Here is a 20,111-nt window from a genome sequence, read left to right as displayed (position 1 = left end):
TCAATCCTTGTCTTCTAATAATTTTCGAGCCAAATCGAGGAAGGTCTTGCTGATGGGAAGGTCCGGATTGCCTTCGATAACGGTCTGACCCAATTCTTCATAACGGTTGATATCGTCGCTTCGAGGAATATCACCGACGATAGAGAGACCCGCCTTTTCGGCAAAGGCCCGAACTTTGGCATCTTCATCGGGAATATTGCGCCGATTGAAAATGATGCCTTCCACCTTGGCGTAGCTGCGGTCAGCAAAATTGGTGACCGCCGTATTGATGTTGTTGGCCGCATAGAGGGCCATCTTTTCACCGGACGTGACGATGAGGACCTTTTCCGCATAGCCCTCGCGAATGGGGGCCGCAAAACCGCCGCAGACGACGTCGCCCAAGACATCATACAAGACGACATCGGGCTTATACTCTTCAAAGAGACCCAAATCTTCGAGGAGGGAAAAGGTTGCGATGATGCCCCGGCCGGCACAGCCCAGGCCCGGCGTCGGTCCGCCCGTTTCAATACAGAGGATGCCGCCGTAGCCGATACGGGAAATGTCTTCGATCGACTCCGGATCTTCGTCGTGCTCCCTGAGATAATTCATGACCGGCAGCAAGGGTTCGCCGCCGAGGAGATTGAACGTCGAATCGGCCTTGGGGTCACAGCCGATCTGAATGACCCGCTTCCCCAAATAGGCAAAAGCAGCAGCCAGATTGCTGGTCATGGTCGACTTGCCGATGCCGCCCTTACCGTAAATTGCAATTTTGAGCATACGTCCCTCCTACTGCGGCAGAGGCGGATAAATCGTCTTGGTGCTGACTTCCGGAATCATGCCGATCTTGCCCGACATGGCGCTGATGACGTCTTGAGGCGCATCGACGATGATGCTGATGACGTTGATGTCTTTATCCTTGTAGGGGACGCCCATGCGGCCGATGACGTACTGACCGTATTCATGCAAAATTTCATTCAATTTCGTTGATTCATTGCGGTTGCCGACAATAATACCGATTAAAGCGACTCGCGTTTCCATAAGGTCTCCTCCTTAATAAACAAAAAAGGTTCTGTGTGAAAGCACAGAACCTTAGGATAATCACTATGTGCTTTCGCCTCGCCTGCGCAGACAGTCCTTTGCAGAAGAGCACGGAGGCTCATCGATGAAGTTTTCCGTCAGACATGCCTTACGGATCACTTGTTTACCCCATTATTATAACAGATTTAGTCTAGTATTGCTATTGAAACTCTCGGCAAGTTTAGGCTTCTTTGTCCTCTAGAAACGCACGATAATTTTTATAGAAATCAGCCTTGGTCAAATCCTTTTCCCAAAAGGCAACGACGACCGTCGCCATGCAGTTGCCGCAGACGTTGCAGATCGTACGGATCATGTCCAAGATACGGTCGATGCCGAGCAAAATGGCGACGCCTTCCGTCGGAAGGTTGAAAGCCGCAGCCGTGGCAGCGACGACGATGATACCGGCACCGGGAACGCCGGCAATCCCCTTCGTCGACAGCATGAGGGTGACCATGACCAAGAGCTGCTGTTCAATGGGCATTTGAATGCCATAGAGCTGGGCGATAAACAAGATGCCGGCCGAACTGTACAGCGTCGAGCCGTCGAGGTTGAAAGAATAGCCCGTCGGCATGACAAAGGTAACGATCGGCTTAGGAACCCCCAGGGCTTCCAAACGCTTCATAGCACCGGGAAGGGCAGCTTCACTGCTGGCCGTCGAAAAGGCTAAGAAGAGGATGTCTTTCAAAGCGTGGATGACGCAGAAAAAATTGATTCGCGTAAAAGCACTGGCGATGAGTGCCACGATACAGATAAACAAGGTCGTCGCACCGGCTACCGCTACGATGAGTTCGCCCAAAGGAATGAGCATGGCAATGCCGTAACTCCCGACAGTGTAGGCAATCATGGCAAAGACGCCGAGGGGCGCAAAGTGCATGACATAGGCCGTTACCTTGAACATCGCTTCGGCCACGCTCTGACAAAAATCGACGATCAGCTCGCCCTTTTCACCGATATGAGCGACGGCAACGCCAAAGAAGCAGGCGAAGAAAATGATTTGCAGCATATCTTGACGAGCCATGGCGTCGATGATATTACTGGGCACGATATGAACGGCATAGTCGACGAGGTCGACGCTGTGTTGACTGGCCGCTGCTGCATGAGACGCATTAGCTGCCGAAGCCGACAAGGTAACGCCCACACCGGGCTCTGCTAAATTCATGACCAACAGGCCGATGGCCAGGGCAATGGTTGTCGCAAACTCAAACCAAATGATGGCCTTGCCCCCAAGGCGTCCGAGCTTCTTAAAATCACCCGTGCCGGCAATCCCCATGACGAGGGTGCTGAAAATAAGGGGGACGACAATCATTTTAATCATCCGTAAAAAAGCGTCGCCAACAGGCTTCAGCTTGTCTCCAAAATCAGGAAACAAATATCCGACTAAGGCCCCAATGGCCAACCCAATCAAAATCTGTGTACTCAAACCAATTTTTCGTTTCAAACCGCTATTCTCCTTCTTTCTTACAATATTTTGTTCTAAATAATTAAAAGTATATCCCCATCGACCGGGTTGTGCAAGTTATATTATATACCGTTTTTATTATTAGAATATAACTTCTTGACATAGAGAATCGAGCCAACTATAGTAGAGAGAGAATAGGAGTTGATACCATGATTTGCCCAACCTGCGGAACAGAACTGCGTGACGGCGTCCTCATGTGCCCCATCTGCGGTACCAAACAGGAAGTACCGGCACCGGTCCCGCCAAAAAACATACAAAATAACCCGAAGATCTTTACCAAGACTCGGGTTATCAGTGTCGTGATCGTCCTTGCACTCATCATCATCGGATTGTGCAAAGTATTCTTATTTAACTAATTTATATGCGAAAAAGAACGGCGTCATCGTCAATGAAAACTCCGTTGTTTTCCATTTCTCCGGAAAAACGGTCCATTCCGATGGCAGCCTGAACCCCCATCAGGGTATTGCGGAAATGAAGGGTCCCTTGACTGTATCGTTCGCCGTCAGCCCCGTTAAACGTATCGAGGTCAGCGCGTTCCAACAGCATTTGCCGAACATCATCCGATAAATCGCCCCATCTCATCCCCAACAAGGTTAGAAACAACATAGCCAATCAATCCTTTCGTATAAGTTTATAATCATATCCCGTGAATAAGGGCAAGGTGTGTTCTCACAAAGCACCTTTGTCCTTATTCCTCTTTGTATTCATTATATAATTTCACAATAAGAAAAGTCAATCCGTTAAGTGAAATTTCAACGTGATTCATGCATACAAATTTAGTATAGCAAAAGGCCCTGCTTCCCAAAAGAAGCAGGGCCTTTCACAAAGAGGGAGGAAATACTATTTGTTGATTAAGGAGTTGACGAGTTTCTTCAATTCTTCAATCTGATCTTGCTGTTCCGATACGACAGTTTTCAGATCGTCAATTTCCTGAGCCATGACCGTCTTGGACGGATAAGCCTTCGTTTCCCCTTCACCAATTCTCCAAGTTACGCCGGCATTGATCATGTTTTCACCGCCGCCGTAAGACGTACCGATGCTGAACATCGTGTCGAAGTTCGGACGATAGAAAGCGCCGAGGGCGATAGCATTGGCGCCGCGGTAATTACCGACACCGGCCGTGACTTCCCATTTCGCATCCGGGCTGAATTCCAGCGGATGGAGAGCTGCCAAGGCGGCTGCACCGGCACCGACACGGTTTACACGATTATCCAACTTATTGACACGGTTGTTGATCTGATTCATACCCGTGCCAAGGTTGTTGATTGCGCGGTCGAACTGACCTTTGTTGATGGCATCGGTCGGTTCGGAACCTTCGCCGATGTTCTTAATGACATTGCCACCCATGTTGACGTTGTTGTTATTGATGGTGATGTTCTTCGACGAATCTTCGTTTACAATCGTCAGGCCATTGTTGTTGATCGTCGTGTTGCCCGTCGTGACCGAGCCCGTATTGATCGTGTCGCCTTCGATGATGGTCTGTTTATCCCCAGTACCGATCTTAATGCTGTTGTTTACTTCGATACTGTTCAGACCCTTGATATCTTTGGACAACTTGATGTCAAAGCCGGTCTTATCACTGTTGTTTACAACGCCGATGTTGTTATCGGAGAGGTTGTTTGCGTCAGCTCCGCCTTTCAGTTTCATCGGATCCGTGCTCTTACGCGTTACTTGAGCATCGGCACCGCTGTCACTTTCAAAGACGCGGCTCGTAGATTTAACAGCCGTATCAATGTCGCTGATTTGTTTAGAGATGTTGTCAGCAACGTTCTTCAACTGACCTTCTGTCGCTGCACGGTCGGCTACATAACCTTCACCAGTCGGATTCCAAGTGGTGTTTTCAAGGCCGGTAATGTATTTACCGGTTTTAGCTGTGCCATCCGTTTCGGTACCATCAGCACCTACAACCTTCGGAGTAACCGTTTGGTTACCGATAGAGATTGCGCCCTTAGTGGTATCACCTACTGTTACCAGGCCACTGTTACCATCTACCGTTACCTTGTTATCACCGGTGCCTGCAGTAATTGTAGAGTTAGTGCCATCAATAGCAACTTTGTTAGAGCCACCATCACCGGCAGTGATTGTGCCGTTTGTGCCACTAATAGCTACGTTTGTACCGTTTTTATTGCCAAGAGTAATATCATTGTTCAACGATACAACATTATCATCACTAACGGTAATATTATCGCTGCCTTTTACCTTATTAGCTTCGATGCTAGTGTTGATAGCTTCATATACAGAGTTCAACTGATCTTCAGTTGCTGCACGGCCACTTACATAACCATTTTTGGTTGGATCCCATGTTTTATTATCCAAGCCAGTGATGTAGTTACCCTTGTCAAGAGTAACACCATCTTTAGTAGATGTAACGTCTTGGTTAGCAATGTAGATGCCTTTACCTTCTTCGGAACCGCCGACGCGGACGCTGTTGAGACCGTTCAAGTCTTTAGCCAATCTAACCTTTAAGCCACTGTCGCTAGCCACCACGCCGATATTATCTACCGTGGTAAGTTGATTTGCATCGGTAATGCCGCCGGTAATCGACAAGGTTTCATTCAGCTTCTTAGCAATCGTTACATTTTCCGTATCTCCCGTGAAGTTCAGGCCATCATCCATCGTGGCGATTTCATGGTCTTTATCGTCTTCATCTTTATAAACGATACGCGTGATTCCATCTGTGCCATCGAGGCCGTTCTTCCCGTCTTTGACCGTAATATTGGCACTCGTGTTCTTGCCATCGGTCCCGTCTTTCCCCGGTTCACCAATGATGGTGATGCTGCCGGCTTCGCCGTTCTTACCATCTGCACCAGGCTTAGTGCCGGCTACCAGATCCTTACTCATCTTCAAATCATAAACCTTCTGACCGTCAACGTCTTTCACAGCCATGGTAAGGTTGCTGTCGCCGATGTATTCGCCTAAAGCACCATCTTTGCCTGCAGTCGGATCTACCTTATTTAAAGTAATTGCCGTATGCTTACCGCTTACGTTGGTAATATCATTCATCGTTGCAATATCATTAACAACAAACGGCTTGCCAGCATTTTGCGTAATGGTCAACGTATGGTCCTTCAAGGTAACGTCTGTTACATAGGTATCCTGCAAACCACTTACAGTTACAGTACCCGTCGTACCATTGGCGTCAGTATTCAATGTGATCGTTCCAGCACCAGTAGTTGCATTATAGCTAGCAGAACCGCCGGTTACCTTAGTATCAATAGCATTTACGGTATAAGTAGTACCATTAGCAGTTGTCTCAGAATCAACTGTCGTGTTAGTTCCTTTGACCACAGTTACTTTATTAGCATTCAACTGCGATACGTTAACTGCGTCAGTATCGGCTGTACCAGCCTTCACATTGGTAATTACTTTACTACCAGCATTGATGCCCGTAGTGGTTACGGACGGACCATCGGTGATGACTAAACCTGTTGTCCCGAGGGTTACGGCATCGCCGACGGTAACACTGTTCAGGCCGGTAAGGTCTTTAGCCAAACGCACTTTCAGTGCATTGTCGCCGTCTTTTACGACACCGATGTTGTTATCAGTCAATAAGCTGTTGCCATTGGCATCAGTTGCTTTTGCACCACCGATAATGTTCAAGGTCTGACCATTGCTACGAGCGATAGTCGCATCTTCAGAGGCATCATCACCAGTGAACTTCAGTGTCGTCTTTCCTGCTTCAGTTGCCGCTTCGGCAACTTTCTTCAACTGGGCAACGTTTACAGCATCCGTGTCTTCCATACCGGCAGCTACTCCCGTAATCTGACGGGTAATATTATTCGCCACATCTCCTACAGATACTGCAGCCGATGTAGATTTCCAAGTTGCCGTTGTATTTGTAGATGCCTTTTCAGTGTCTACATCATAGCCGGCAACACCTGCATCAACACTGGCTACAGAGCCGGAACCTAAGGCCACACCATTAGCTACGGTTACATTAGCATCATGACCAATCGCCGTCGCATCCGCTACCGAGGTTGCCATATTTTCATCTGCAGATCCTAAAATCACACTATTAGATGCATTGGTTAATTGTCTCTTATCCCCGAGAACAATGGCACTGTTAGTATTAGCGACCGTGTTTCCGCTACCGATAACGGTAACATTATTAATGTTGGTACCGGTATTGGCAAAGCCATCAATCATATTAAGCTGGCTTTCATTGCCTTCCGTACCTTTCAAGGTATTACCTACACCGACTACCTTCGAAAGTAATGCATAGTCAACAGTATTGGCTCCGCCGATAGCAAGTACGGCACCCCCACTTTTTTGTACCATACCGCCTAAAGCAGTAATCATGTCATCGGTATTACCGGTCACAATTGCTTTTTGTAATGCGTCTGCCAAAGGCGCCGCCGTGGCCATATCCACCGGGCGATAGGAATTGGTTACCTTATTGCCTGCGCCAAATACTAAGGCCGCATTGGTATTTTCTGTTTTATTGGCTACACCAATAATGCTGTTAGCTACACCGTCAAAGGCTACGCCATCTTTCGCCCCGACAACGTTGAATGAGCCATATGCAGCTGCTGTTGCACCTTGGAAACCGTTAGTCATGCCGCTCGTACCATCTCCATCAATACGAGAGAAGGCACCGGTTACCGTGGAGGCTGTGCCATTAGCCGTTGAGCCAGCACCTGCTGCTAAGGACATGCCGCCTTTGGCACCAGTATTATCATAGTTTGCGGCGCGATAGTTTACATCATTTACACTGTAGTAATGGGTTGCACTGCCAGATACATCGTCTTTAGTTGCAAGGTTTGAAATAGCCCATTTTTCATCGTCATTACGTTTAATAGTCAAGGTGTTATCTGCAAAGGTAACTGCATCTACATATTTATCAGTAAGACCAGTTACTGTTACAGTCCCTTTAGTACCATTAGCATCGGTATTCAAGGTAATAGTGCCTGTACCGTCAGCATTGTAAGCTGCAGAGCCCTCAGTTATCGTGGTATCGATAGCATTTACAGTGTACTTCGTGTACCCCTCCGTGGTATCGGCATCTACACTGCTGATATTTTTACCGGCCACCACTTCAACTTTAGCGGCTTTGAGCTGTGCTACGTTGACAGCATCCGTATCGGCAGTACCGGCTGCTACATCGGTAATCTGCCGAGTGATGCCTTTAGAAACATCGCCTACTGATACCGAACCCGCCGTGGACTGCCAGGTGTACAGAGCTTTACCTGCTTCAGCCAATGCACTTTGTTTGCTATCCAAATCAGCCTGAGCTGTTGATAAGTCATTTTGTGTAGTTGCAAGTAATGCTTGTATACCCTGATAAGCTTCCATTTGTTCATAGGTATCTGGGAACAGAGTCTTAAGCTCATCGATATTCGCTTGATATTGAGCTGCCTGAGCCGTTAAATTACTTACAGTCGTTTGTGCATCAGCAACTTCTGTTTGCAAGGTTTGATACTGTGTATTATTGCCTAGAATACTATCAGCATCGGTAATTCTGCCGGACGGATCATAGCCAACGACACCTTTATCCGTGTCGGCAATAGAACTCTGGCCCAGAGCCACACCACCATCAACTGTTACATTTGTATTTCGGCCGATAGCAACAGCATTATTGGCCGTTGTTTCGATAGTAGAATCAGCAGAGCCGATTACAATTGTATTATCTACGCCAGTCAAGGTGCGATTCGTACCAATAATCGTCGTGTTATCTCCACCAGTAGAAGTATTGTTATACCCGGAAACAAAATTGTACTGGCTCACATTGCCTCTTACACCGGAAACCGTATTATTGACGCCGATAATAGCCGTGTTCCGCGTATAATCGGCCGTATTGCCACCGCCGACAGCTAATGTAGAACCGCCACCGCCGGAACGTTGAATACCTTGGCGGATAGCATCCGTCATCTGATCAACGGTCAAGTTGCTTGTTAAGGTATCGATACCAGTAATACTTTGTACCGAGTTAGTAATCTTATTACCCGCGCCATAAATGAGTGCACCATTAGCATTTTCAGCAATATTGCCGACACCGACGATGCTGTTAGCCACACCACTGGCTCCGGAATATCCGGCAGAGCGAATACTATTTAAGGAGCCCACTATATTAGCGCCAAAATTTTGCGAACCATATAGGTAACTATTAACTCCGCCTGCACCGGTGAAGTCACCAGTCATAACCGAGTATGCTCCTAACATGCTACCCATAGCACCTTTGTTATAGGAGTTAGAGCCAATTGTGGTCATACCTACCAAGTTAGCCTGAGACTGATCTGTAATTTCAGAGCCGCCCATGATATAACCTTTCATGGTATGATTACCAATTTGGACGCTGGCCGTACGAGCATAGGCATTGGTACCAATAGCAATGCCTCCAGGAGATACGTCGGCATTAATCGGAAGATCACTACCAGATGCATAGTTATCAGGGGTGAAGCTCAAGGCTTTATCCTGTTTACCACTACCATTCAACACAACTGCATTTTTACCAATAGCAATACTTGTCAAATCAAGCCCATTAGTAGTAACAACTGCTTTGTCACCAATAGCAATACTGCTGGTGCCGGTAGAATTACCACCATTGCCTAAGATTTGAGCGCTATTACCAATAGCAATTGAATTTTGGGTATTAGCCACAGCCCCTACACCAGCTGCAAGTGCATTAGATCCCTTAGCGCCATCGTTGTTATAGTTACCGGCTTTTTCATCAGTCGAGTTAACACTGTAGAAATGGGTTTTGTTGGATGCAAGATCAGAGGTCGTAGCAATGCCTGTTACCTTAATAGGAACGCCATCATTTCTCGTAAGTGTTAAGGTGTGTGTATCGGTATCCAAAGCTGCGCTTTCTACAAAAGTGTTCTTTAAGCCGGTTACAGTAACAGGGTTATTATCAGAATCCGTTAAGACTAAAGTACCATCAGTACCGTTAGTGCTATATGTAATTTCACCTTTCGCCAAGACTGTATTCGTATCAGTCGATGCAATTGTATAAATAGTAGAACCATCATCATCTGTAGTAGATGTAATTGTTACATTGTCACCTTTTTTCAAGGTCACCTGAGATGCTTTCAACTGTGCTACGTTAACGGCATCCGTATCCTGCATGCCCGCTGCTACACCTGTAATCTGACGAGTAGCAGTTGCTGCACTATTATCAGTAGGAACACCAACAGATACAGCACCTAAGGTCGACTGCCAAGTTGCTGATGTGTCTGTAGAGGCCAATTTAGTAGTCGGATTATAGCCAGCTACACCTTTATCAACATTAGCCACAGAATTAGAACCCAAAGCTACGCCGTCAGCTACCGTTGCATTGGCATTATAGCCCATAACGACTACGTTATCCGCCGTCGTCGTCAAGGTCGTATCAGCGGCTGCACGGAAGGTTGTTGTCGCTTCCTTATTCGCACGACCTAAGATGATGCTGTTGTCAGAGCCGGATACAGTACGATTATCGCCTAACAGGATGGTATTGTTTGATTCAGATACAGCATTTTCATTACCTAAGTTAACGATAGATGTAGAGTCATTAACCGTATTGTTTGTCCCGGTTACCGTTACATTCGTTACACCGGTTGCCTCATTGTTAAAACCGGTTAATGCATTATATTGAGCAATGGAACTTTCAGTACCTTCCAAGGTGTTGTTAACACCGATAAGAGCTGATTGCTGCGTATAGTTCGCCTTATTAGCACCACCAATAGCAAGCGTCGAACCGCCACTATTAGAAGACTTAATAGAATTCATCAATAGAGTTTGCATGCCTTTAGCTGAATCAGGAGCCGATGCAATAGGTACACTAATATTAGTAATAGAGTTTTTAATTTCATTACCCGCACCAAAGATTAATGCACCATTGGAATTAGACGTTCTATTGGCTAAACCAATAACACTGTTACCAATACCGGACGATTCATTATCAGAAGTCGAAGATTCAACGCTATTAAATGCACCGTTAATCGTTGCACCAAAATTCTTAGTTGCATTAGCCGTACCACCACTATAATTGGAAGACGCAATCGAATATGCACCAGTTAAAGTAGAGAATAAACCGTTAGAGTAACTATTCGCACCCAATGTTGTCGAGAAAATAGTCATATTAGGAGCTTTGGAATTAGCACTATCTACCGTTACATCCCCTAATGCTCCTTTATAATTATGGGTGCCTAACATGATTGCACCGGACCGAGCATACGTATTCTGACCAATAGCTACACCGGTTGTCATTCTGCTAGGATCTTTTGCAGCACCATAAGGAGTACCAATAAATGGAAGTTTATCATATCCGGCTTGCCCGAAGTCAAATGTACGTTCCAAGCCACCGGACATATTTTCAACAAACGAATTAGCACCAATAGCAATACCGCCCGGTTGATTTGAATAGCTATTCATTTTAGCGCCGTTACCCATTACAATACTATTGCTTGCATTCGTAGTAGCTTTACCAATAGCAATGGAATCCGTCCCCTTAGCACCATCATTATCATAGTTAGTACCACTGGTCGAGTTTACTTGGAAGAAATGAATCTTATTGGCATTTACAGTATTTGATAAGCTGGTATTTACTGCATTAAGCTGGGCCACGTTCACCGCATCAGTAGCCTGTGTACCGGCAGCAACGCCTGTAATCTGACGAGTCTGTGTAGCTGCTGCATTGGTTCCCGGCACACCAACAGAGACGGCACCTAACGTAGATTTCCATGTTGGGGTCGCTTTATCAGTATCAGAAACAGTTGCTCCGGTCGGAACGGCACCTGCAACACCGGCAGCTACGCTGGCAACGGAATTAGAGCCCAAGGCTACACTGTCAGCTACCGTTGTATTGGCATTATGGCCGACACTAACCGTATCGGATACAGTGACTTCTTTCGTCGTATCCGCAGAGCCAAGAATAACGTTGTTATTGGCACCGGTGACAGTGTGATTATCACCAGTCACAATGTTATTCGTAGCATTTTCTACAACATTCCGATTGCCCGTAACAATATTGTAGTCAGCCGAGGTTGTATCCGAGCCGACGATCTGGTTATTCGTCCCGGAAATCTGAGAGAAGGTAGCATTCTTAACATAGTTGCCATCGCCGTTGACGGAAACATGGCTCCCCAGTTTCTCGTAAACGTCACCCGCCGGAGTCCCCATAAACATTTGAGCTGCAAGTTTTTGTTGATCTTCTGTCGTCAACGTTTCCTGTTTATAAGAATTATCTACAATATTCCCCTGACCTCTTACAAAGACACCGTTCGATTCGTTTACACGGTTCGAGCCACCAAGAATCACATCTGACGATGCACCGGCCTCTTTATCACCGGCAATATCAGCGGATTCTGAACCAATAATAACGGTACCTATCCCTTGTCCGGCATTGGGTGCATTTGCTATGGAAGACTCACCGATTACCGTGCTGCTTCCTCCAGCGTTCGCATTAAAGCCCAATGCAATAGCTGTGCCGCCTGTCGCTTGAGAAATATGACCGATAGCAATGCCTCCATTTTGGGTTGCGCTTGCACCGGTACCAATGGCAACAGCATTAGTACCCGTTGCCCCGTCATTATTATAGTTGCCCTGAGTTTCATCACCGTTTACAGAGAAGAAATGAACAGAACTTCCACCCGAACTATTACCGGCAACAGCCATAAGCTGTGCTACGTTGACCGCATCAGTAGCATTTGTGCCTGCAGCTACTCCGGTAATCTGACGGGTAACATTATTCGATGCATCCCCGACAGAAACGGCACCTGCCGTAGATTTCCAGGCAATGGCCGATGAGGTAGAGTTAGCTTTCGTCGAAGGATCATAGCCTTGCAGTCCCAAAGCGGTTGCTGCAACAGAACCGGTACCTAAGGCTACACCGCCGGTTGCCGTAGTCTTGCTATTATGACCGATGGCCACGGCATCGGATACAGTCGTTTCAATTTCACTATCAGCCGTGCCTAAAATAATATTATTCGACGCCCCGGTAAGTTTCTGCTTATTCCCTACAATAACGTTGTTTATACCATTTGTTATCGTATTCAAAGTACCAATCATGGTAGCATAAGAGGTCGTCGTTCCCTTATTCCGATATCCATTCAGCATATTATAGGAGGCTCTGCTAGAGGATGTCCCGGTCAAGGTGTTACCGACACCGGACAATTGAGAGCGGGTAGCGTAATCTGCTTTATTACCACCGCCGATAGCAAGAACAGCACCGCCAGGCGTGCCGTTGCCATCAGTACCGCGAATATTACTGCGCAACGTATCTGCCAAATCTTTCGCATCGGATGGAGTATAGCCTAAAAGTGGTACCGAAATATTCTCAACAGAGTTGGTAACTTCATTGCCGGCCCCAAAAATCAGAGTACCATTGGAATTATTGACTCTATTGACCGTCCCAACTACAGAGTTAGCGATTCCGGAATACATGTTGCTCGAAGTTTTTGATTCAATACTATTAAAAGAACCATTAATAACGGCACCAAAGTTCTGGCCTACCATCATTGCATTGCCAGTTTCATAACCATTGGTCATGATGGAAAAAGCGCCAGTATTCGTAGTAAAAGCCCCATTGGAGTAACTGTTGTGACCGAGCGTTGTCGTTCCCATGACAATAGCAAGATGTCGTTTTCCATCGTCCGTCGTAGGATCAACGGTAGTATCACCTAAACGACCAATATACTTATGGTCACCAATTTGGATGCCACTGCGAGCATAAGTATTTTGCCCAATGGCAATCCCAGCCATTAAATCCTTATTTTCAGTCATGCCAAAACGAAAGGTTCTTTCCTGTCCGCCCCACATATTTTCAACAAAGGCATTTGTCCCGATGGCCACACTGCCCTGCTGCATGACGTAGTCATCGACCTGTACATGGTCACCAATAGCCACGGTACCATTCTGCCCGTTGTTATTGCGAAGGGAAATGCCATTTCCCATCTTAATATTCTTATTCGTCGGATCGACAAAAGTATTAACCCCGTCCTGGGCATATACTCCGGCAGGAACAGACAATAACGCCAATACAGCCAAAACAGCTGCTGCAGAAACGCACTGACGAGAGCCCTTCGATACGGGCTTACTGTGACTCTTTGCTATTTCAGAAACTACGATATAGCAATTCTTTACTTTGCTCCAAATGACTTTGTAAATCCTATTCATATCGGTTCCTCCTATTAGATTGATAATTAACTTTCACTTAATTACTTAGAAATAGACACGATACTGCCACTTTCATTCAGCAGACTTGTTGTTACGTTCTTAATCACGATTTTTCAATCAGACGTATAACCGTAACGATAAAAATATAAACCCCTCTCGTTCATCCCTCCATAAAATCCGATTTATCGCATTCGTCAGCTAACTGAACTTATATAGTCCAATTGTTGCAGATAACGAATAACATATATCCTTATGTTATCATTCTATATATTATTCAAATTTTTGTCAATGAAGTTACTTAGATATAACAGTATAAAAACGTTATACTTGAAATTTAGACTATTCTTTTACCGATTATTTACGATTTAACCGTAACAAATCGAAGTCTTTCAATAGAAAACAAAAGGCCCTCTTTATGCAAGAGAGCCTTTCGTGTCTACGTCCATCCTTCGATAGACTTTGCTATTTTATTTTTTCAATTCTTCAATGGCCTTCATCAACTGTTCAATCTTCTTGTTTTGTTCTTCCAGTTGCTGGCTCTGGGCTTCAATCTTGCTGTTCTGAGCTTGGAGCTGACTGCTCTGATCGGATACGACCGATTTCAAGCTGCTAATTTCCTGGGCCATGGCTTGCTTCGACGAGTAGTTACCCGTTTCGCCTTCGCCAACGCGCCAGGTTACACCGGCGTTGACCATGTTTTCACCGCCGCCATAAGAAGTACCGAGGCTGACCAAGGTGTTGCCATTGGGCCGATAGAAGGCACCGACAGCAACAGCACTGGCACCGCGGTAATTACCGACACCGGCCGAAATTTCCCACTTTTCATCCGCGTTGTATTCCAAGGGATGGAGGGCAGCCAAGGCTGCGGCACCGGCACCGACGCGATCGACGCGAGTATCCAACTTGCTGATGCGGTTGTTCATCTGATTCATGCCCGTACCGATGGCATTGACCGTTCTGTCGAACTGTCCCTTATTGATGGCGTCCGTTGCTTCCACACCATCGCCGACATTGTGAATGACGTTGCCGCCCATGCTGACGTTGTTGTTTTGGACGGTGATGTTCTTCGACGAATCTTCATTTTTAACCGTAAGGCCGTCGTTGTTGATCGTCGTGTTGCCCGTCGTGACCGAGCTCGTCGCAACCTTTTCGTTGGTGATGATAGTCTGGCTGTCGCCAGTCCCGATGGTGACGTTGTCATTGCTGATGGAGACGTTGCCGATATTGGCTTTTTCCGAAACCGTCAGTTCCTTCGTCGTCACCGTATTCGATGTAACCGAATTGAGACCCTTGAGGTCTTTTGCCAGTTTAACATCAAAACCACTGCCTGCAGCGTTGTTGACAACACCGATGTTGCCTTCAGACAATTCGCCTTTAGCACCACCTTTAATATCCAAGACGTCGTCTTTACCGAGTTTGATGACTTCACCGGTATCACTGTTAAAGCTTCGTTTAGCATTGTTGATGGTTTCAATATCCTTATTGATGCCGTCGATTTTGGTATCAACCTGACCAACAACATCCTTCAACTGACCTTCTGTAGCGGCACGATTGGGAACGTAGCCATTTTCAGCCGGATTCCAAGTCGTATTGTCGAGGCCGGTGATGTACTTGCCGGAATCTGTTACGGCATTACCATCGGCATCAACCTTGTCCGTGCCGTCAGCATTCTTAACAGCCACGTCCTGGTTACCCATGACAAGGCCTTTGCCGGCTTCACCAATAGTTACTTGACCCTTGGTGCCGTCAACCGCTACTTGATTTTTGCCTTCACCGGCTGTAATGGCTGCCTTTGTACCGTCAACAGTGACTTGATTAGCACCAGTCCCTGCTGTTACCGTTGAATTAGCTCCATCAACTACAACTTTATTGGAGCCGCCATCGCCGGTACTGATGATACCATCGTTGCCCTTAATAGCGACATTATTACCATCTTCCTTACCAAAAGAAAGGTCATCACTCAAAGAAACCGTTGTGCCATCACCATTTTCATTAGGCGTTACTACAATATTTTTACCGGCTACAATCTTGTTAGCTGTAATAGTTGTCGAAAGTCCGTCATAAGCAGCTTTCAACTGATCTTCTGTAGCAGCTCGGCCACTTACGATACCATCCGTATTCGGATTCCAGGCCGTATTGGTCAAACCAGTAATGTATAAACCGCTTTCGGTCTTCTTGGCACTGCCATTGTAAGTAACGGACTGGTTGGCAATGTAAATGCCACCGGTAGCTGCACCATCTGCTACGGTCCCGCCGATACGAGCAGAGTCGATACCGGCTAAGTTCTTAGCAAGCTTAATCTGTAAACCGTCGTCGGTCTTTACGACCCCCACATTGTTGACGTCGGACAACAAGCTGTTGCCATCAGCATCCGTCGCAGCAACACCACCATAGATGGACAAGGTTTCGCCGTTTTTCTTAGTGAGCGTAGCTTCATCAGACGTATCGTCACCGGTAAACTTCAAGTTGGCATTGCTAACGGCAGAATCCATATCGGTCTTAGAGGCGATGTCGCCGACTTCAAAGGATGTATCGTCGTTACGAGTGATGGTCAAGGTATTGTCCTTGAAGGTCGCACCCGTAACGTATTTGTCCTGCAAGCCGTTAATCTTAACTTCTTTGCCGTCCTGCATGGTCAAGGTAATGGTGCCTGCACCGGCGTCGGTGTATTCAACCTTGCTGGAGCCAATGGTACTGCCTTTGAGCTGACCTAAGTTTACAATGTCCGTGTCTTCCGTACCGGCAGCAACGTTGGTGATCTTGTTACCGCCATTGTCGAGACCAGTATTGGACAACTTAACTTCCGAAACCGTCGGATTTTCTACGGCATCGATAGTCGTACCGTCGGCGTTGGTATAAACATTATTGGTTGCATCATAGGTAGCGTCGGTCAAGTCAGAATACCACTTGCCGTCCTGACCTTGAACCAAGGTATTACCAGCATTATCTTTCGCGTTTGCAAAGGTAACGCTGCCGTTACCCATATTGATGTCTTTCGCAAGCTTCACTCTCAGGGCATCGCCGTCTTTGACGACACCGATGTTATTGGCTGTCGTAAATTCAGTGGCTCCGCCAAGAACATTGAGGGTAGCGCCGTTTATCTTAGTAATCGTACCATCTTCAGTAGTATCATCACCGGTGAATTTCAGGTTAACTTTGCTGTTTTCACCTACGATATCAGCGGTAGTCGCAATGTTATCAACTTCAAATTTTTTATCGTCATTACGAGTAATGGTCAGCTTATTCCCATCAAGGCTGGCATCTTTAATGTACTTATCCTGCAAGCCGCCAATTTCAACTTTACTGCCATCTTGCATCGTCAACGTCATCGTACCTACACCGGCATCGGTGTATTCCAACTTGCTGGATTCAATCGTGCTGCCTTTGAGCTGACCGAGGTTGACGATATCTGTATCAACCGTACCGGCTGCAACATTGGTGATCTTATTGCCACCGTTGTCGAGACCGGTATTGGACAACTTAACCTGCGAGACCGTCGGATTTTCTACGGCATCGATCGTCGTGCCGTCAGCCTTAGTGTAAACATTGTTGGTTGCATCGTAGGTAGCATCGGTCAAGTCAGAGTACCACTTGCCGTCCTGACCTTGAACAAGGCTGTTGCCGTCACCGTCTTTGGCGTTTGCAAAGGTAACGCTGCCATTACCCATATTGATGTCTTTTGCAAGCTTCACTCTCAGAGCGTCGCCGTCTTTTACGACACCGATGTTATTGGCTGTCGTGAATTCATTAGCACCGCCAAGAACATTGAGGGTAGCCCCATTGATCTTCGTAATCGTACCATCTTCAGACGTATCATCACCGGTGAACTTCAGGTTAACTTTGCTGTTTTCACCTATGATGTCATCGGTTGTCGCAATCTTATCGACTTCAAACTTTTCATTGTCATTGCGAGTGATGGTCAGCTTATTCCCATCGAGGCTGGCCCCGGTAACGTATTTGTCCTGCAAGCCGTTAATCTTAACTTCTTTGCCGTCTTGCATGGTTAAGGTAATAGTGCCTGCACCGGCGTCGGTGTATTCTACCTTGCTGGAGCCAATCGTGCTGCCTTTGAGCTGACCGAGGTTAACGATATCCGTATCATTTGTACCGGCGGCTACGTTGGTGATCTTATTGCCGCCATTGTCGAGGCCGGTATTGGACAACTTAACCTGCGATACCGTCGGATTTTCTACGGCATCGATCGTCGTTCCGTCTGCTTTGGTGTAGACATTGTTGGTTGCGTCATAAGTAGCATCGGTCAAATCAGAGTACCACTTGCCATCCTGACCTTGAACCAAGGTATTGCCGTCACCATCTTTGGCGTTTGCGAAGGTAACGCTGCCGTTACCCATATTGATGTCTTTTGCAAGTTTTACTCTCAGGGCTTCCCCGTCTTTGACGACACCGATGTTGTTGGCCGTCGTAAATTCTCTGGCTCCTCCCAATACATTTAGGGTAGCACCGTTTATCTTGGTGATTGTGCCATCTTCAGACGTATCATCACCGGTGAACTTCAGGTTAACTTTACTGTTTTCACCTACGATGTCGTCGGTTGTCGCAATCTTATCGACTTCAAATTTTTCATTGTCATTGCGAGTGATGGTCAACTTATTGCCATCGAGGCTGGCTCCGGTAACGTATTTATCCTGCAAGCCATTGATCTTAACTTCCTTGCCGTCTTGCATGGTTAAGATAATAGTGCCTGCACCGGCGTCGGTGTATTCTACTTTACTGGAACCGATAGTGCTGCCTTTTAATTGACCCAAGTTAACGATATCTGTATCTACCGTACCGGCAGCGACGTTGGTGATCTTATTGCCGCCATTGTCGAGGCCGGTATTGGACAACTTAACCTGCGATACCGTCGGATTTTCTACGGCATCGATCGTCGTTCCGTCTGCTTTGGTGTAAACATTGTTGGTTGCGTCATAAGTAGCATCGGTCAAATCAGAGTACCACTTGCCATCCTGACCTTGAACCAAGGTATTGCCGTCACCATCTTTGGCGTTTGCGAAGGTAACGCTGCCGTTACCCATATTGATGTCTTTCGCAAGTTTCACTCTCAGAGCGTCACCGTCTTTGACGACACCGATGTTGTCGGCTGTCGTAAATTCAGTAGCACCGCCAAGGATGTTGAGGGTTGCCCCGTTTATCTTGGTGATTGTGCCATCTTCAGACGTATCATCACCGGTGAATTTCAGATTAGCATCTGCCACAGCTTTATCCATTTCACTCTTAGACGCAATGTCACCGACTTCAAAGGATGTATTGTCGTTACGGGTAAATTTCAACGTATTGTTTTCAAGTTTCCCTTCTTTAACATAGGTATCCTTCAAGCTATTAATCTTAACAGTACTGCCATCCTGCATGGTCAAGGTGATGGTACCCGAGCCGTCAGCAGCATAGGTTACGGCGCTGGATTCAATCGTACTGCCTTTGAGCTGACCGAGGTTAACGATATCCGTGTCTACCGTGCCGGCTGCAACGTTGGTGATCTTATTCCCGCCATTGTCGAGACCGGTATTGGATAATTTAACCTGCGAAACAGTCGATTTTCTACGGCATCGACAGTCGTACCGTCAGCCTTGGTGTAGACGTTGTTGATTGCGTCATAGGTAGCGTCGGTCAAGTCAGAGTACCACTTACCGTCCTGACCTTGTACCAGAGCCTTGCCTTCAGCATCTTTGGCACCGGTAGGAGCAAAAGTAACGCTGCCATCACCCATAGAAATGGCTTTTGCCAATTTTACTTTAAGGGCGTCACCATCTTTTACCACGCCAATGTTATCGGCAGTCGTAAATTCAGTAGCACCGCCAAGGATGTTAAGTGTTTCACCGTTTTTCTTGGTAAGGGTAGCTGCTTCCTCTGTATTATCACCGGTAAACTTCAGGCTAGCATTGCTTACGGCAGAATCCATATCGGTCTTCGAGGCAATGTCTCCCACTTCGAAGGACGTATTGTCGTTACGGGTAAACGTCAACGTATTGTTTTCAAGTTTCCCTTCTTTAACGTATATATCTTTCAGGCTGTCAATCGTAACTTTGCTACCATCCTGCATCGTCAGGGTAATGGTACCCGAACCATCAGCACCATAGGTTACGGCGCTGGATTCAATTGTACTGCCTTTTAATTGACCCAAGTTGACGATATCCGTGTCTACCGTACCTGCTGCTACGTTGGTGATCTTATTCCCGCCATTGTCGAGACCGGTATTGGATAATTTAACCTGCGAAACAGTCGGATTTTCTACGGCATCGACAGTCGTACCGTCTGCTTTGGTGTAGACATTATTCGTCGCATCATAGGTAGCGTCGGATAGGTCAGAGTACCACTTGCCGTCTTGACCTTGTACCAGAGCCTTGCCTTCAGCATCTTTGGCACCGGTAGGAGCAAAAGTAACGCTGCCGTCACCCATGGAGATGTTCTTAGCCAATTTAACTTTCAGAGCTTCGCCGTCTTTAACGACACCGATGTTATTGGCCGTCGTAAATTCAGTAGCACC

General features: G+C 46.7%; 7 protein-coding genes and 1 pseudogene. 1 reads left to right on the top strand and 7 read right to left on the bottom strand.

The genetic code is table 11. From position 1 onward, the window contains the following. The 3 genes from A0U42_RS06390 to A0U42_RS06380 all read right to left on the bottom strand — a co-directional run bounded on the left by A0U42_RS06390 (position 1) and on the right by A0U42_RS06380 (position 2,494). Positions 1-756, bottom strand: coding sequence for an AAA family ATPase (locus tag A0U42_RS06390; RefSeq protein ID WP_065360325.1), 756 nt, complete (start codon positions 754-756; stop codon positions 1-3). 9 nt (positions 757-765) lie between these two features. Continuing rightward, positions 766-1,017, bottom strand: coding sequence for a TM1266 family iron-only hydrogenase system putative regulator (locus A0U42_RS06385; RefSeq protein ID WP_065360324.1), 252 nt, complete (start codon positions 1,015-1,017; stop codon positions 766-768). Between the two features lie 220 nt (positions 1,018-1,237). After that, a complete protein-coding gene (locus tag A0U42_RS06380) occupies positions 1,238-2,494 on the bottom strand; it encodes a dicarboxylate/amino acid:cation symporter (RefSeq protein WP_044505211.1) in 1,257 nt (418 codons plus the stop codon). Positions 2,495-2,664: 170 nt separating this feature from the next. On the opposite strand from A0U42_RS06380, the gene A0U42_RS06375 reads away from it, so the two are divergent. Further along, positions 2,665-2,871, top strand: a complete 207-nt coding sequence (locus tag A0U42_RS06375; RefSeq protein WP_062412384.1) for a zinc-ribbon domain-containing protein — start codon at positions 2,665-2,667, stop codon at positions 2,869-2,871. 1 nt (position 2,872) lies between these two features. On the opposite strand, the gene A0U42_RS06370 is transcribed toward A0U42_RS06375, so the two are convergent. From A0U42_RS06370 to A0U42_RS06355, 4 genes and pseudogenes are all read right to left on the bottom strand, one after another. Then, positions 2,873-3,121 carry a hypothetical protein gene (locus tag A0U42_RS06370; protein ID WP_065360323.1) on the bottom strand — a complete coding sequence of 83 codons (249 nt, stop codon included), beginning with the start codon at positions 3,119-3,121 and terminating at the stop codon, positions 2,873-2,875. Positions 3,122-3,355: 234 nt separating this feature from the next. Further along, entirely contained in the window at positions 3,356-13,609 is a 10,254-nt protein-coding gene (locus tag A0U42_RS06365; protein ID WP_065360322.1) for an ESPR-type extended signal peptide-containing protein, read from the bottom strand. A 467-nt stretch (positions 13,610-14,076) separates the two neighbouring features. Further along, positions 14,077-18,978, bottom strand: coding sequence for a YadA-like family protein (locus tag A0U42_RS06360; RefSeq protein WP_255304118.1), 4,902 nt, complete (start codon positions 18,976-18,978; stop codon positions 14,077-14,079). Between the two features lie 98 nt (positions 18,979-19,076). Further along, positions 19,077-20,111 (bottom strand): annotated as a pseudogene (locus tag A0U42_RS06355) (hypothetical protein); the annotation flags it as partial.

The organism is Megasphaera sp. DISK 18 (assembly GCF_001682955.1).
GTDB lineage: Bacteria > Bacillota > Negativicutes > Veillonellales > Megasphaeraceae > Megasphaera > Megasphaera massiliensis.
This window is presented reverse-complemented; position numbering and strand designations above follow the sequence as displayed.